Raw genomic sequence first — 15,986 nt, 5'->3', positions numbered from 1 at the left:
ATTATGAAACTGATAACAACTTACCGACAAACAGCCTGCCGCCTTCTGGCGGCACTGTTCTTCCTCTGCCTCTTTGCCCCGATGGCGGCAGGGCAGGATAACTGGAAAGACCATTGTGCGACTCAGATAGCTAACCAAAACGGTGGCGACGGCTCATCCTGGAACGATGCCATCAAGATAGCCACTGCCGAAGAGCTTGCCTACTTTGCGCAGCAGGTGAATAGCAAACAGTCTATCAATTATGGTGACGGCAAATCGATCGGTCCGGCCGGTAAAGATCAAGCAGGAGGCTTTATGTCCTATTACTTCGCCCTCTCCGCCGACATCAACCTGTCGGGTTATGATTGGACGCCGATAGGGAACACTACTTCTTTCAAAGGTAATTTCGACGGCCGGGGGCATTGTGTGAACGGCCTGAAGGTGATGAAGGTCGAAACCGTTAGTGGGGAAGCCTATGCCGGCTTGTTCGGTTATACGTATGTCGGAATCCTCCGTAACCTCGGTGTCCGTCTGGCGGATGCGGGGATACAGGTAAATTCGACGGATGGTGTTGTTTATGTCGGTGGAATAGCCGGGTGCGCTCATAAAATCTTTAACTGCTATGTAGTGGGAGAGGGGAGGATTGAGATACATTCTTCATTGAACTTTGGCTATGTCGTCGGTGGGATCGTAGGATATCTTGACACTGATGGTTCGCTTGCTAATTGTTATGCTACTGTAAATGTAAAGGTAGGACCTGATGGTACGGTTTATGTTGGTGGTATTGTCGGGCGTGGTGACTATAAATCAACGATCTCCCACACCTATGCCACGGGAGATGTTGAAACGGGAACAGAAGATAATAACCGTTATGCCGGCGGTATCTGCGGATATTTGCAGAGCAAGGGCACACTCACAAACAGTTTGGCCGTCAATGGACAGATAATAGGAGGTAACTCACATAGTAACCGGATAGTTGGTCATAAGGAGAGTAACGCCACTCTCGACGCCAACTACGCCTCCCCCGAGATACAAGTAAACGGCCAGACCATTAGCGGCAGCGCCGCAAATGAAGCCAATGGCAATGACGAGATCACCCTCAAAGACTTTGAGACAAAACTGAAAGGAGGTAGCAGCAATGACTGGGACAATGCTTGGACTTTCCCTACCGACGGCAGCTTGCCCCAGCTGAAACTGAAAGGTGAAGACCCCGACGGCAATCCGACTTACTCCAACTGGCCTTCCTCCTCCCAACAACCCACCATCCCCGCCTCTGACCACCTGATAGCCGGAAGCATCGCGAATACCGGTGGTGGCGACGGCTTATCTTGGGACGCCCCCATCCTGATAGCCAACAGAGCCGAACTGGCCTATCTGGCAAAGCAGGTGAATGCAGGAGCAAACCTCACGGTAGATAAGAATTTGTCTGGCGGTACTTTGGAGAATAAAGACGACAGCGACTCCGGCTTCAAAGGCATCTACTTCGCCCTCGCCGCCGACATCGACCTGTCCGCCCATTACTGGACGCCGATAGGAAATCGCGACCATCCTTTCCGCGGCAATTTCGACGGCAAGGGTCATTGCGTGAAGGGGCTGAGGGTGAAGGTGGAGACGGCTGTCTCTAAATATGCCTATGCCGGCTTGTTCGGCTATGCCTCGGTTGGAACCCTTCGTAACCTCGGTGTCGTTCTGGCGCCGGAAGGGGTACAGGCTGTTCCTTCAACGCTAGCTAGCGCCTATGCCGGAGGAATAGCCGGACGGGCTAGCAATATCTCCAACTGTTATGTTGTGGGAGAGGGGGAGGTTATGGCGAAAGGAAGATCTGGTAAGGGTGACAGCGGGCAGATTGAGGTTACTTTATCCGATGCCGGTGGTATAGTGGGATCTCTTAACTCTTCTCTAACCCATTGCTATGCCACTGTCGGAGTGAAGGCGAAGGGAAGTTACAACAACTACGCCGGCGGTATTGCCGGATATTCTTCTACTGGTGGTGTAATTTCCTATACCTATGCCACAGGAGCTGTCGAGGCGGCAGACGGGACGGATGATAACTACGCCGGCGGTATCTTCGGGTATTTTCAGACTGGAACGCTCTCAAACAACCTCGCCCTGAATGAACAGGTAAATGGAAAAGAAGGACAGAGCAACCGGATAGCCGGAGGTGTATACTCATCTGTCACCCTCTCCGACAACTACGCTTCTACGATACGGGTAAACAAGAAGGTCGTCAGCAACGGTAACGATAAGGATGTGAACGGTGCCGATACTTGGCTCGATACGTTCAAAGGTAATCTGATACCCGACCCTACCGCCGCCGACAACGGATGGAGTAAGGCATGGTCTTGGAGTGGTGGCGGTAGTAGCAACCTGCCGCAGTTGAAGATAGTGAAGGGCGATGCCGATGGCTCTCTTTCTTACACCGACTGGCTATCCCCTTCCTGCCAGCCTACCCTGCCGGCAAGCGATTATCTGGAGAATAAACCCGTGCCGCCGGTCGAACCTGATCCTGAACCCGAACCCGAACCTGCCCCAACGGTCTACTACACCGTCACGCTACCGTCTGTAACGGGAGCCGTGACCGACCCCGTGGCAGGTGATTACGAAGTGGAGTCGTGGAGTACCTTCCGCTTCTACCTCACGCTGGATACGGCTTACAACCAGTCGCACCCCGTGGTCACCACCAGCCGTGGCGAGACGCTTCAGCCCCTCAGCTCCGACGGAGCCTATCTGGTGAAGTACGTGCGCACCGATGTGGAGATCTTCATAGACGGTATCGTGAAGAACCCGCCTCCCGTTGCCAACGAACCGATCCGCGCCGCCGCCCCCGAGCCGGAGCCGGAGATATGGAGCGAAAACGCCTGTCTCTGCATCCGCTTGCCGGAAGGCTTGCCGTCGTCGCCCGTCCGCATCTTTACGCCGGAAGGCCGCCTGCTCGACAGCTTCCGTTCAGTCCCGGGACTGAACCGTCGGCAATTGCCGACGGGCATCTATATCGTACAGGTTGGTACGACGGTGCGTAAGGTGGCGGTAAGGTAGGGGTTTCATAGAAAAAATTGAGCTATCTGATTAGTGACTGATAGTAACCGGCTCCCCTCTTTGAGAGGGGGTAGGGGGTGTGTAAATGCCAGTAAATAAAACCGGTAAAAAACATAGGGATGGCTTAAATATATTAATGTGTTATTAATTAAGGCCCGTTTATAGGCGGGATTATAACACACCCCCTTCCCCCTCTCAAGAGGGGAGCCAGTTACTATCAGTCGCTATTATCAAAGACTCACTTCTGCCAAGAACTGAACTGTTCGCATCATATAGCCGTTTCCACCACCCACCGCTCGATATTCCGCATCTCATTGCTGAAGTTGATGCCGATCTTGAATAGCTTGCGCGGGTCGGAGGCGAAGGGGAGGGCATAGTTCTTTTCGTCGATCTGCCGGAGAGCTTCCTCGGCGGTGCCTTCGAATTTGAACTCCATCACATAGATGAACTTGTCCGTTTGCAGCACCAGGTCGATGCGCCCTTGTGAAGTATGGTATTCCGCCTTTACATAGAAACCGATCAACTTGTAGACGATGAACAGCACGTTCTGGTAATGCAGTTCCAGGTCGCGCACCAACTCGTAAGGCGTGTCGGCAAAGAAGGATTGCAGGCGGCGGAAGAAAGCGTCGTAATCGCCGTTCTCCACTTCGCGGACGAATTTTGTGATATGGAAAGCAACGTCCACCTTGTCGGTATCGGTGTAGAAAGGCAACAAGAACTTCATAAACCCTTCTTCCACTTCGCGGTTAGGGAAACCCAGGTAGTACGTGCCGAAACGGCGGTCGTAGTCCTTGATCGTCAGGTAACCGCTCTGGTAAATCACCGGTATCGGGTTGGTCGAAGAAGAGTCGATGCTGTTGAGCGTATCTTCGTCGGTTTCTACATTCTCTATGTTGTGGAGGTCGTAATTATGCATTTTCAGCAGCTCCACCAGATAGGTCGGCGTACCGGTTTCAAACCAGTAGTTGCCGAATTTCAGTTGATCGAATGTGTTGAGCAGGCTGAAGGGGTTGTAGATACCGATGCTGTTTTCCGTGAAATGATAGCCGTCGTAACACTCTTTCAGTTCGGCGCATGTTTCTTCATACGTCATTCCTTGTTTATTAGCCAACGCATGCAGTACTTCTTCAAAATACAGATGTATCTCCCGTTCCGTAATGCCGCATATGTCGATGTACCGTTCGTCCATCGACATATCCTTCAGGTTATTGAGTGCGCTGAACACGCTGATCTTACCGAACTTGGTGACGCCCGTCAGGAAAGCGAACTTGATATATCCGTCCATCGTTTTCAGTGCGCCGTAAAAAGCCTGCAATGTGCTGCGGAACGATTGTTGCAGTTCCTCATTTCCGATAGCCTGCAACATCGGTTTGTCATATTCGTCGACAAGGATGGCAACGCGGTGGCCTGTCTTTTCATGAGCCCGGCGGATGATACCTTGAAAGCGCAAGGCCGGCCCTACTTCAGACGGTTCGCTGCCATACATCTGTTCCCACCTGGTCAGGGTCGCATTAAGAATATCCACTAAACTTTCCGGAGTATCATATTTCTGCGTATTTAGATCCAGATGCAACACCGGCCGTTTCACCCAGTCTTTTTCCAGCTTTTCTACCGCCAGCCCTTCGAACAGTTCGCGCTTGCCTTCGAAGTAGGCTTCGAGGGTGGAGATCAGCAGGCTTTTGCCGAAACGGCGCGGGCGGCTGAGGAAGTAGTAACTGCCACGATCCACCAACTGATACATCAAGGCTGTTTTGTCGACATAGATATATCCGTCTTTGCGGAGTTTCTCGAAGTTCTGTATTCCGATAGGATATTTTATGCTCATGATCTTTGACGGGTATTTAGGATTTCACAGTTACAAAGATACATTTTCCCTCTGTAACCCCCTTCAGTCTTCCCCCAAATTCTTCCCCCGGCACGTTTTTTTCCCACTATTCGCATCTTTACGCCCGAAGGCTGCCTGCTCGACAGCGACGAATATCTAGATCGTACAGGTTGAGGCGACGGTGCGAAAGGTGGCGGTAAGGTAGGTGTTTAAAACATAGAAAGATTTAGGCCTATTTGGACATAAACAATCTGTCATAAATAAACCTGTAACAAAGCCTGTCATTACCATTACTTTTTGTAAGTTTGCCGTCACTAAAGAAGACTGAACAGTATGCCTTTTATAAAACGAATTTTAATCTGGTGCCGGAATATCCTTATATTCCTGTTTGTATCCAGTCTGTTGGCGGTGGTGGCTTTCAAGTTCATCCCCGTTTACTATACGCCTTTGATGCTGACACGCCTGTATGACCAGCATAAGGCCGGCAAACCCTTCAAGCTCGACCATAAATGGGTGCCGTTGTCGGAGATTGCCCAACCGCTGGTGCAGGCGGTGGTCGCTTCGGAAGATAACCTGTTCCTCGACCATAACGGCTTCGATATCGAGCAGATACAGAAGGCCCGCGACGAAGCCGAGAAAGGCAAACGCGTCCGTGGTGCCAGCACGATCTCGCAGCAGACAGCCAAGAACGTATTCCTTCTCCCCACTAAAAGCTATATCCGGAAAGGGATCGAAGCCTACTTCACCCTGCTGATCGAATGGATATGGGGAAAGGAACGGATCATGGAGGTCTATCTCAACTCCATAGAGATGGGAGACGGCATCTACGGGGCCGAGGCGGTGGCACAGGCTCATTTCAAGAAGCCGGCAGCCGGGTTGAGTGCGGGCGAGGCGGCGTTGATAGCTGCTTCACTACCCAATCCGCGGAAATTCAATTCCGGCAAACCTTCTCCCTACATGTTGAAGCGGCAGGGGCAGATCCTTTCCCTGATGGGTAAGCTGATAAAGATACAGATGGGCCACGGTGCCGGAGAGATAGAAAATAAAGATGGTAAAATAAAAAAGAGAAAGAAATGGAGAGCTTCACTTTTCACGACCTCGGACGTATCGTTTATGCCGACGCTTTAAAGGTTCAAACGGAAGCGTTTGAGACACTGCTGCATGCCAAGGTGTGGGGCGGACAGGGAGAGAATAAACTGTTTTTCTGCGAACATGAACCCGTGCTGACGATCGGCAAGAGCGGAAAAGACGCTAACCTGCTGATCCCTGCCGAGCTACTGAAACAGAGGGGCATTTCCTTCTTCCACACGAACCGGGGAGGGGATATCACCTATCACGGCCCCGGACAGATCACTGGCTATCCGGTATTCGACCTCGAACACTGGCAACTGGGATTGAAACAGTATATCCACACCCTGGAAGAGGTCATTATCCGCTTCCTGTCTCTCTACGGGATAAAAGGGGAGCGGTTGGAAGGAGCGACCGGCGTCTGGATCGACCCGTTGGTAAAAGGCCGTGCCCGTAAGATATGTGCCATCGGAGTGAAGAGCAGCCGATACGTCACCATGCACGGCTTTGCGCTGAATATCAATACCGACCTGAGCTATTTCTCGCTGATCAACCCCTGTGGCTTTACCGATAAGGGCGTTACCTCGCTGGAAAAGGAACTGGGGGCACAACAGGATTTCGAGAAGGCCAAATCGCAATTGCATTCACTGTTTTCCGAACTGTTTCCCTGATGGATTATAAGATACATTTCGCCCCCTTGCAAGGATATACCGATGCCGTGTACCGGGAAGCGCACCACCGTATATTCGGTGGGGTGGAGAGTTATTACACCCCTTTTGTCCGTTTGGAGAAAGATGGTTTCCGCAACAAAGAACTGCGTGACGTAGCTCCCGAACATAACCGGGACATTCCGGTCATACCCCAACTGATAGCCGCTACACCCGATGAGTTCCGGCGTATCGCCGTCTTCTTCCGGGGACAGGGATACAGGCAGGCGGATATAAATATGGGCTGTCCTTTTCCTATGCAGGCCCGTCTGCACCGGGGATCGGGGATATTACCTTATAAAGAGGAAGCCGTCGCACTGCTGGACACGCTCCGGGAGTTTCCGGAAATGAGTTTCTCACTGAAACTCCGGCTGGGGTGGGAACGGGCGGACGAATCGTTATCTCTTTTGCCCCACATCAACGCCCTGCCTTTCACCCATGTCACGTTGCATCCGCGGATCGGGGTTCAACAGTATAAAGGGACGGTGGATATGGATGGCTTTTCCCGTTTCTACGAAGCATGTACCCATCCGCTTATTTATAACGGCGACCTGAATACCCTGGAAGATATCTATTCGGTAACAGACCGTTACCCCAGCCTGAAAGGCGTTATGCTGGGACGGGGATTACTGTCGCACCCCTGGTTGGCAGCCGAATATCTTACCGGCCAAACATTGTCGGAAGCAGAGAAACGGACAAAGCTCGCGACCTTTCATCAGCTCCTTGCTGAACAGTACACTTCGCGTCTGGAAGGCGGCGACCACCAGATACTGGCTAAACTGAAAACCCTTTGGGAGTATCTTCTGCCGGATGCGGAAAAGCGCCTGCGAAAGAAGGTGCTGAAAAGCAACAACCTTACTGCTTATTATTCAGCTGTGAAGGAGCTGTTATCGTTGTAGTATCCGTTCTCATCGGCGGAACCGTATCGGCAGGGGCAAGCGGCATGAGCGGCAGTCTTTTCCTTCTGCGGAAGAATTCCGACAGGTGGGTGAAGTCCTTCTTGAACATGATACCTACCCCTTGTGTGGTTAGCGACTGCTTCAGATAACGGTACATATCGTTGGAGTGGTTGTAAGCCTTCAGGCGGATCTCCCCGCTTCTGGTGAGCTTATATTCGAGATCGAATTCTCCTATGAAATCATTCTTTTGACTAGCTTCGGCAGTCCTGTTCTTGTAGCCGAAACTTCCGTTAAGCAGCAACCGGTTGTCAAGCAATTGGCTCGACAACATCATTTCGACTTCGGTGTCTTGTATGCCGTCTTCGCTGGTACGGATGTTGGTACCGATCTGCACCTTGTCGGTCAGACTGTTCAGGATACTGGATATTTGGGATGAGAGGGCAGATGAAGCTACGGCGCTCAGTTCGCTTGAACGGTAGGTGCCGACGCCACGATTATATTCTGGGGTATCGAACTTATTCAGCACCAGCAAGTAGATGATTTGCCGGGTCATCATATCTTCAGTGTCTATCAGCGATTTCATCTGCCGTTCTATCTCTTCGTTGGAACCGGGTAGCTCCAGGTCGAATGAAATAGCCGGGTTGCGCAACATACCGTCCAGGTTAAGCACGCAGTTTACCGGAACGTTTGTTCGCGCGCTTTGTCCGGCAAGACTTTCATCCAGGTCGCGCAGGTTGGCCGTCAGGTTATAGATCGCGTTAACATGCATCGTGGCATCGAACGGATCGCCGCGGAAGTCGATCGAACTGCCGTCGCGTATCTTAAAGTCCTTATGTATGATCTGTTGCAGGCTGAAATTATAGTTACCGCTTACGATACCCATATTTCCATACATGCGCAGGTCTGTCTTTGTGCCGTATTCAATTTGTATGCTTCCGCTACAATTCCCGGTGATCTTATCGCCTGCTATCGGATCCATGATCAGTTCGATATTGGCATCCGGGTTGATATCGAGCAGGAAGTTCATGCGCAGCTCGGCTCCCTCTTCCTCTACGTTGGACGCGATGCTTAGCGAGTCGTACGGGAGTGTGCCGTTGGCGGCAGCTTCCTTAAGTTTCTTTTTATCGACGAAGGTGATAAAATCGTAGTCGGCAGCCGTTGTATTATTCATGAAGTCGAGTGTGACGGTCGTCTTCGGATCGTTCCGCATATTAATGTCGAAGTTGATCAGCTTGTCGTTTCCTTTGATGGAAGCCGTTCCGCTACCAAACACCGTACCATAGATCAACGGGTTTAATTTACGGGTAGCATCGAACACCAGCATGTTGTTTGTCTTGACGTTCACATCGAAGCTGACATCCTTGAAATGGTTGTGATAGACATGCATGTTGACAATCCCCGAGTTGCCGAACTTGTCGTTCACTTTCAGGTCTCTCATGTTGATGGAGCCCGCATCCAGATGGATGGAGTCGGAGAAGGTATAATAGGTATTGGTATATTCGATACCCAGTCCGCCGTCTTCCACGTAGGCGTCTCCTTCTACGGTCAGTGCTTTGAAGGGGCCGTGCAGGTGGACGTTTCCGAAACCGCGTCCCTGTATATTCTTGGCTACCTTATCCACAAAAGGATGGAGGAAAGCGATGTTGAGGTCGTTTGCCCCGAAGAACAGGGACAGGCCGGCATTCTTCCCGACGGGGAAAATGTAACCGCTTACATCAGTCCATGTCGTATCGTTCTTATAGATACTGCCGAGCATCAGGATGCCTTGCTGCTCGTCGTCCCATTCGCTGAACAGGTTCAGGCGGCCGAGTGCAACCTGGTTGAAGGAGAAGTCTTTTATCTCCAGGTCGGTATTCAGCATACGACTACCATACAGGTCGCATATATTAAAGGTACCCGTTGCTTTCCCGGCAAATTGCAGGACGGGGATATTCAGGATGTCGAATATGTAGCTGAGCTCCACTTCCTTCAGATCCATCAGAAGCGTGTCGGCCGGATTGCTGGAAATGCTACCGTCCAAACGCAGATATTGTTGCTCGTTGGATACTTTGAAGTTGTCGATATCTATCCTGCCGTCAGCTATTGTTATCTCCGAAGGGTTGATTTTCCATATAGAGTCGTTCAGTATCAGCGGACTTTCGTTCAGGGATATATTAGTCCGCAACGTACTGGGCTTTTTTTCATGCTCTTCTTCCGTGAAAAGGGCGGAGGCAGACAGTTCGGCCCTGAACACTTTCTCTTTATTGTTCGCCCATCCTACCAGGGTATTGATCCGGTTGTCTTTCGCATCTGCTTTCAGATCCAGATAGTTACGGGTTCCCTTCTGGTTGTAGTTGACCGCTTTCAGTTGCAGGGTTATGTCTTCCGCCGGGTTGTCACAAGTCAGGTAACCGGATTCAAACATCGAATTGCCCAGCTTGAACTTCGGCAGGAAGGCTTCGAAACGGAATTTGTTGTACAGGTTGTTATAATGTCCGGTGATGCGTCCCTGGCTTACCATAGTGAAAGGCAGCTTCAACGTTTTGGAGATGCTGTCGGTGTTTTCGACGGTAAGGAGCAGGGAGAAGTTGTTTTCTTCCACCTTCTGTTTTTTCTGCGTCGCGTTGATCAGAGCCGGTATGTATCCCTTGAAAGTATTCATAAAACTCGGCACAATCGTTTTAAAGGAATAGGCTCCGGTCACTTCCCCGTTCAGGATGTCTGAAGAGATCGTCAGGTGCCGGTCGAGCGAATGTCCCGAAGCGGTTACCTGGAACTTCTTCAGGAAGAAACTGCTCGGGGCGGTTTTGAACGACAGACTGTCTATCGTGATGTTCCCTTCGAGGTTGTCGATATTGTTACCCGTGAAGTCGGCGTTGAGTGATAACGAGATATCCGGCGATTCGTATTTGTCGATCAGGTTCAGGCTGTCCGGCCGGAAATGTCGTAAGTTGGCCGTAAAGTTGAACATGGAGTTTTGTCCTTCATGCCTGAACATACCCTCGGCATAAAGCTGGCCGTTCGGATCGTTCACCTGCACCATTCCGTCGAAACTGTTCTTTTTGAAATTACCGGAAAGGTGGATGTCGTTATAGGTATATTTCTTATATTCGATCTCGTCGATGTTTGCCTTTATGTTTCCGAAGAAACCGCTGTGTTTGTGCTGTTTGGCGTCGATCGAGATGCTGAGTTTTGTATTCCCGTACGGGTTCCCTTCGTTGAATAACTCATCCAGTTGTAAACCGGGGGTTGAAACATGTCCTTTCAGATAGGCCGTGATGCCGTTCTCCTTGTCGCTACCGAATATCATATCCGTTTGTACGGAACCGATGGCTGACGAGAACTTCCCGAATGCAACCAGGTTATCGAAGAAGCCGGAGATCTCACCGGTAAAGTTAACCGTGCCGAGCTTGACGACCGGATCGGGAAGTGTGACGGGTTTCTTGTTGAAGTTGTTCACCAGTCCGGCTATACCTTCGGTGGTGATATACATTTTATTGACCTGTCCGAATATATAGGCCTCTTCGGGGTGGGTGATCCCTTTCAGCTCCATTTTTCCTACGAAAAGCATCTTGTCGCTGTACCGGAGTGTCAGCCGTTTCAGGTCGATATTATTAATGTAGCCGGACGCCTCGGCCGACAGCTCGATCGTCTCCGTGAAATTCTGGAAGGCGGGGACGAAAGGCGACAGGTCTTTCAGGCAAATCTGCGAAGGGGAGATATTGAGTTCCAGCGGAGCCTGGTTGAGCAGTTCGGTGGCATTCTTGATCTCTTGCATGCCTATTTGGGCACGGCTGATCTTCAGGTCTGTCTCCGGTAGTTTTATCTCGAAGTTGTTGATGAAAGCACTGTCGCGGTTACCGATGATATTCATCGTAAGCTTGTTCAACTCAAAACCGGAAGCCTCGTCGAAACTCATCTTCTTGATGTTGGCATTCAAGCTGTCCTTATTGAAAGCTTTCAGGGATATTTTGGCACTCAGGTTCTTGATGTCCACATGCTTGCCGTTGAACTTGCCGGGCGTGGGGGCTTCGCTTTCCACATCATAGCGGAAGTTTCCCCGGCGGATCAGTATCGAGTTGAAACGCAGGTCGATATTCGGGTTCTTCTTCAAGGTGTCTTTGCTGGCGAAAGCATCGATCACGAATTGGAGGTTGAGCGGGGCATCGGGTGTCTTTTTCTTCAGATTGACCGAGAAACCGAACAGCCTCACGGTCGAGAATACGAATTTGCCTTTCAGCAGGGGCAATACCTCGAAGCCTGCTGCTACGTGGTTGGCTTCAAACAAGGTTTCCCCTTCCTGGTCTTCCAGGTATAAGTTGTCGAGAACCAGCCGGTTGAACCATTCGATATTTACGTTTCCTATCTTTACGGGCACACCGAGGTGACTGGATAATTCGGTCGATGCAATGTTGGAAACCTGGTGTTGAACATACGGTATCTTCAACAGAATGAAGGGCATTGCATAGAATATCCAGAGCAGAGTAAGTAGGGTAATGATTATGTATTTGAGTCCTCTGATATCTTTACTATATTTTAAGCACAAATCTACAACAATATCGCGATAGAAATCATTAAATTTGCACAAAAAATAAGAGAAGAGTATGAGTGTAACAATATTGGGGATAGAATCATCTTGCGATGATACTTCCTCTTCCGTAATACGTGACGGCGTGATGCTGTCGAATGTGATCGCCAGCCAGGCTGTTCACGAAGCTTATGGTGGTGTGGTTCCGGAGTTGGCATCACGTGCACACCAGCAGAATATTATTCCGGTGGTTGCCGAGGCGATCAAGCGTGCCGGCATCGATAAGTCGGAACTGGATGCGATTGCCTTTACCCGCGGGCCGGGTCTGATGGGCTCCCTGCTGGTCGGTACTTCCTTTGCCAAAGGGTTTGCCGCTTCTTTGGACATCCCGATGATCGAGATTAACCATTTGCAGGCGCATGTGCTGGCTCATTTTATCAAGGAAACGCCCGAAGACGATCATGCTCCCTCGTTCCCGTTCCTGTGTTTGCTGGTGTCGGGCGGTAACTCGCAGATCATCAAAGTGAATGCTTATAACGACATGGAGGTGATAGGGCAGACGATAGACGATGCAGCGGGCGAAGCCTTCGATAAGTGTGCGAAGGTGATGGGGCTGGGATATCCCGGAGGCCCGGTGGTAAACCGCCTGGCTAACGAAGGTAATCCGAAGGCCTTCGTATTCAGCAAGCCGCATATCCCCGGATACGATTATAGCTTTAGCGGACTGAAAACGTCTTTCCTCTATACGTTGAGGGATAAGCTACAGGAAGATCCTGATTTCATCGAAAAGAACAAACAAGACCTGTGTGCCTCTTTGCAGTCGACGGTGATCGACATCCTGATGGATAAGTTGCGTAAGGCAGCCAAAGACTTGAATATAAAAGAGGTGGCTGTGGCCGGTGGCGTTTCTGCAAACTCCGGTCTGCGTGATGCTTTCCTGGATCATGCCAAGCGGTTTGGTTGGAAAGTACATATCCCGAAGTTCGCGTTTACAACAGACAACGCTGCGATGGTAGCCATTACCGGTTACTATAAATACCTTGACAAGGATTTCTGTCCGATGGACGCGGTTCCTTTCTCAAGGGTTGTTATTTAAGAGAACTACTTAAAGGTTGAATAGAAATATACTATCACACTATCACTTTTTGTCGCAATGTGCTGTGAACATGATTGTTATAGGGTGATAGTATGTATTTTCAACTATCACTTATCTATCACACTACTATCACTCCCTGCTTAAAAAGTTGGATAGACAGTATGTTGTTTTTAGTAAGTATATGACTAAAGTTCAGTAAGATAGTGACAAAAGTTGCTTGACATCCGGGTCTCGACACCCTCGACACCCGGGTGTGAGCATCGTCGGGATGGGGGTGTAAAACCGGGTGAAACGGGCATCCAGGCAACTAAAAGTCTGTATCCGGGTGAAATTTAGTCATAGCTTTGGGAGAAAAAGATAGTGATCTGGCTATAAATTAATAAACGATATGAATAATAATTCAATAACCGGCCAACTAGGGGAACTCCTGCGTTCGAGAGGTTTGCTGATGGGTACGGCGGAGAGTTGTACAGGCGGACGCATCGCCAATATGATTACCCTGGTGGCTGGCAGTTCCGATTATTTTGTCGGCGGTGTTGTCTCCTACAGCAACGAGGTGAAACACAATGTGCTCGGAGTTTCGGAAGAGAGTTTGCGTCTTCATGGTGCCGTGAGCCGTGAAGTAGTGGAGCAGATGGCGCTGGGTGCTATCCGTACCCTGGGATGCGATTGCTCGGTGGCTACTTCGGGCGTTGCGGGGCCGGGTGGCGGAACGCCTGAAAAGCCTGTCGGTACGGTGTGGATCGCTGCGGCTTTGAAAGACCGGGTCGTTTCACATTGTTACCATTTCGGCACGGTACGGGCTGAAAACATACAGTCGGCAGCCGATACCGCTTTGACGATGTTGCTTGAACTTTTACAGAAGTCGAATGGATAAATTCATCGAACAACAACGACTGGTCTATCCTATGTCGGACGAAGCGATCCGGCTTCTGGTCGATGAAATGGATGAGGTTTCTTTCCCGAAAGGCGATTTGCTTGTCAGGGAAGGCGACCGTGACCCGTTCGTGTGGTTCGTCAGGAAGGGGCTGATCCGTTCTTATGTCGAAAGAGAGACGAAAGACATTACGCTATGGTTCGCTTCGGATGGCGAAATGATCAACTTTGTCTATCGTGATATCGCAGCCTATAATATTGAAATGGTGGAAGACTCGGACTTGCTCCGCATCCCCGCCCGGCGGTTGGAGGAGCTTTTCGAACATTCCCATGACATCGCTATCTGGGGGCTGAAGCTGCTCGACTATTATCTCCGGGAGTATGAAAATTATTTCATCAATGATAGTTGGAGTGATGCCCGCGAGCAATACGAAGCCTTGCTGCGCAGTAACCCTGAACTCTTCCAGCGTGTGCCTCTCAAGCATATCGCGTCCTATCTCCAGATCACCCCGCAATCGCTGAGCCGGATACGTTCGTCTTCTAAATAAAAAGCACCTGCCGAAATTATCTTATGGTAATTTTTATCTGAAAAGAGCTCACTACCTTTGCAGCCGGAAACCAAAAGTGAGTTGATTTATGAATAAGGACAAAGCTCTCTTCCGCCAGGAAAGGGAGAAATTATTGTTGACAGGTGAAATTCCCCGTTTATTTTTTAAGTATGCACTTCCCGGCGTTGCGGGATTATTGTTCCTGGGTATACAATCTGTGATCGACGGGATTGTGCTTGGACGCTTCGTCGGTGCCAATGCGTTGGCCAGTGTGAATCTTGTTTTGCCGTGTTATAGTTTGATATCTGCTTTTGCGATTGTGATGGGTATCGGGGGGCAGACTCTTGTAAGTATCAGCCTCGGAAAAGGAGATAAGCAGGAGGCGAATAATGCCTTACGCTCGGTGTTCCTGTTTTTGCTGGGGATGTCGGTGGTGGTGAGCCTGGTGATTTTTTTGTCAGCAGGAAAGATTGCATCTTTTTTGGGTGCGAACGAAGTGTTGCTACCCGATGCGGTTGGTTACATACGGGCGCTTGTACCGTTCTTCCCGCTGCTGTGTGCGATGTTTTTCGGTGACTATATCATCAAGGCGATGGGTCATCCGCTGTATGCGACCTCTGTCATGGGGCTGACGGTGATACTGAATATTATCTTGGATATCGTGTTTGTTGCCAGGTTGGGATGGGGCGTTATGGGAGCCGGGTTGGCTACCGGTATTGCTTTTACGGTAGGTGCTTGTTTCAATTTGCCCCGTCTGTTTTCGCGCCATGAAGTGGTAGCCGTGCAGCGTGGACGCTATGATCGCCGGCTGGTGTGGAACGCTTTCTATAACGGTTCGTCCGAAGGAATGTCGGAGTTGTCGGTGGCGATCACGGTTTTCCTCTTCAATATTACCATGATGAGGTATCTGGGGGAGAGTGGGGTGGCTGCGTTTACGGCAATCAATTATATATTGTTTATCGGAACGACTGTATTCCTGGGTATATCGGATGGGATCATTCCTATTATCGGATATAATTTCGGGGCCCGGCAGCAGGGGCGTATCAAGTCGATCCTGAAGTTGGCGGCACGGACTAATTCGCTGATCGGGATCAGTTTATTCCTGTTGCTGTTGCTGTTTGGCGAGCAGGTGATCGGGCTCTTTTTCAAGGATCACGGAAGTGAAGCGTTTGCGATCGCTTCGCGGGGTGTTTCGATCTATTGTTTCGCCTTTTTGTTGTGTGGGCTGAATATTCTGGCATCCAGCTATTTTACCGCGATTGGGAATGCCAAGATATCCATTATTATTTCAGCTTTGAGAGGACTCATATTTGTCGGGATCGGAATACTTGTCCTCCCTGCTGTGTTCGGTATCGATGCGATCTGGTATGATGTACCGATAGCTGAGGTTTGTACCTTGTCTGTCTCTTTCTGGCTGGTACGCCGTTCGTTGAAACAATAGCCTT

General features: G+C 50.2%; 10 protein-coding genes. 8 read left to right on the top strand and 2 right to left on the bottom strand.

Features of this window, described 5'->3' with window-relative positions; translation table 11 throughout:
* Positions 1-3: 3 nt before the first annotated feature.
* Positions 4-3,015 (top strand): GLUG motif-containing protein, encoded by a 3,012-nt coding sequence (locus HMPREF1536_RS26805; protein WP_052349861.1) that lies wholly within the window; start codon positions 4-6, stop codon positions 3,013-3,015.
* Positions 3,016-3,283: 268 nt separating this feature from the next.
* Here the strand turns inward: HMPREF1536_RS26805 and HMPREF1536_RS23975 are convergent, their stop codons facing one another.
* Positions 3,284-4,840, bottom strand: coding sequence for an ATP-binding protein (locus HMPREF1536_RS23975; protein WP_028728406.1), 1,557 nt, complete (start codon positions 4,838-4,840; stop codon positions 3,284-3,286).
* Between the two features lie 333 nt (positions 4,841-5,173).
* Between HMPREF1536_RS23975 and mtgA the strand changes: the two genes are divergently transcribed.
* From mtgA to HMPREF1536_RS23960, 3 genes are read left to right on the top strand one after another with little or no spacing between them, the layout of a single operon-like run.
* Positions 5,174-5,968: a monofunctional biosynthetic peptidoglycan transglycosylase gene (mtgA, locus tag HMPREF1536_RS23970; protein ID WP_028728407.1), complete on the top strand. Its 795-nt coding sequence runs from the start codon at positions 5,174-5,176 to the stop codon at positions 5,966-5,968.
* Positions 5,914-6,579, top strand: a complete 666-nt coding sequence (lipB, locus tag HMPREF1536_RS23965; RefSeq protein ID WP_028728408.1) for a lipoyl(octanoyl) transferase LipB — start codon at positions 5,914-5,916, stop codon at positions 6,577-6,579. The genes mtgA and lipB overlap by 55 nt, the downstream gene beginning before the upstream one ends.
* Entirely contained in the window at positions 6,579-7,514 is a 936-nt protein-coding gene (locus tag HMPREF1536_RS23960; RefSeq protein ID WP_028728409.1) for a tRNA-dihydrouridine synthase family protein, read from the top strand. Before lipB ends, HMPREF1536_RS23960 begins: the two co-directional genes overlap by 1 nt.
* Here the strand turns inward: HMPREF1536_RS23960 and HMPREF1536_RS23955 are convergent.
* Positions 7,471-11,955, bottom strand: a complete 4,485-nt coding sequence (locus tag HMPREF1536_RS23955) for a translocation/assembly module TamB domain-containing protein (protein WP_028728410.1) — start codon at positions 11,953-11,955, stop codon at positions 7,471-7,473. The genes HMPREF1536_RS23960 and HMPREF1536_RS23955 overlap by 44 nt on opposite strands.
* Before the next feature lie 142 nt (positions 11,956-12,097).
* Between HMPREF1536_RS23955 and tsaD the strand changes: the two genes are divergently transcribed.
* The 4 genes from tsaD (at position 12,098) to HMPREF1536_RS23935 (ending at position 15,982) form a co-directional block, all read left to right on the top strand.
* Entirely contained in the window at positions 12,098-13,117 is a 1,020-nt protein-coding gene (gene tsaD / locus HMPREF1536_RS23950) for a tRNA (adenosine(37)-N6)-threonylcarbamoyltransferase complex transferase subunit TsaD (RefSeq protein WP_028728411.1), read from the top strand.
* A 388-nt stretch (positions 13,118-13,505) separates the two neighbouring features.
* Entirely contained in the window at positions 13,506-13,994 is a 489-nt protein-coding gene (locus HMPREF1536_RS23945) for a CinA family protein (protein WP_044192613.1), read from the top strand.
* Positions 13,987-14,541: a Crp/Fnr family transcriptional regulator gene (locus HMPREF1536_RS23940; RefSeq protein ID WP_028728413.1), complete on the top strand. Its 555-nt coding sequence runs from the start codon at positions 13,987-13,989 to the stop codon at positions 14,539-14,541. The genes HMPREF1536_RS23945 and HMPREF1536_RS23940 overlap by 8 nt, the downstream gene beginning before the upstream one ends.
* 88 nt (positions 14,542-14,629) lie before the next feature.
* Positions 14,630-15,982, top strand: a complete 1,353-nt coding sequence (locus HMPREF1536_RS23935) for an MATE family efflux transporter (protein WP_028728414.1) — start codon at positions 14,630-14,632, stop codon at positions 15,980-15,982.
* Positions 15,983-15,986 lie beyond the last annotated feature (4 nt).

Origin of the sequence: Parabacteroides gordonii MS-1 = DSM 23371 (assembly GCF_000969825.1) — a bacterium.
GTDB lineage: Bacteria > Bacteroidota > Bacteroidia > Bacteroidales > Tannerellaceae > Parabacteroides > Parabacteroides gordonii.
Note: the sequence above shows the minus strand (reverse complement) of the source record. Positions and strands in the feature narration are given on the sequence as shown.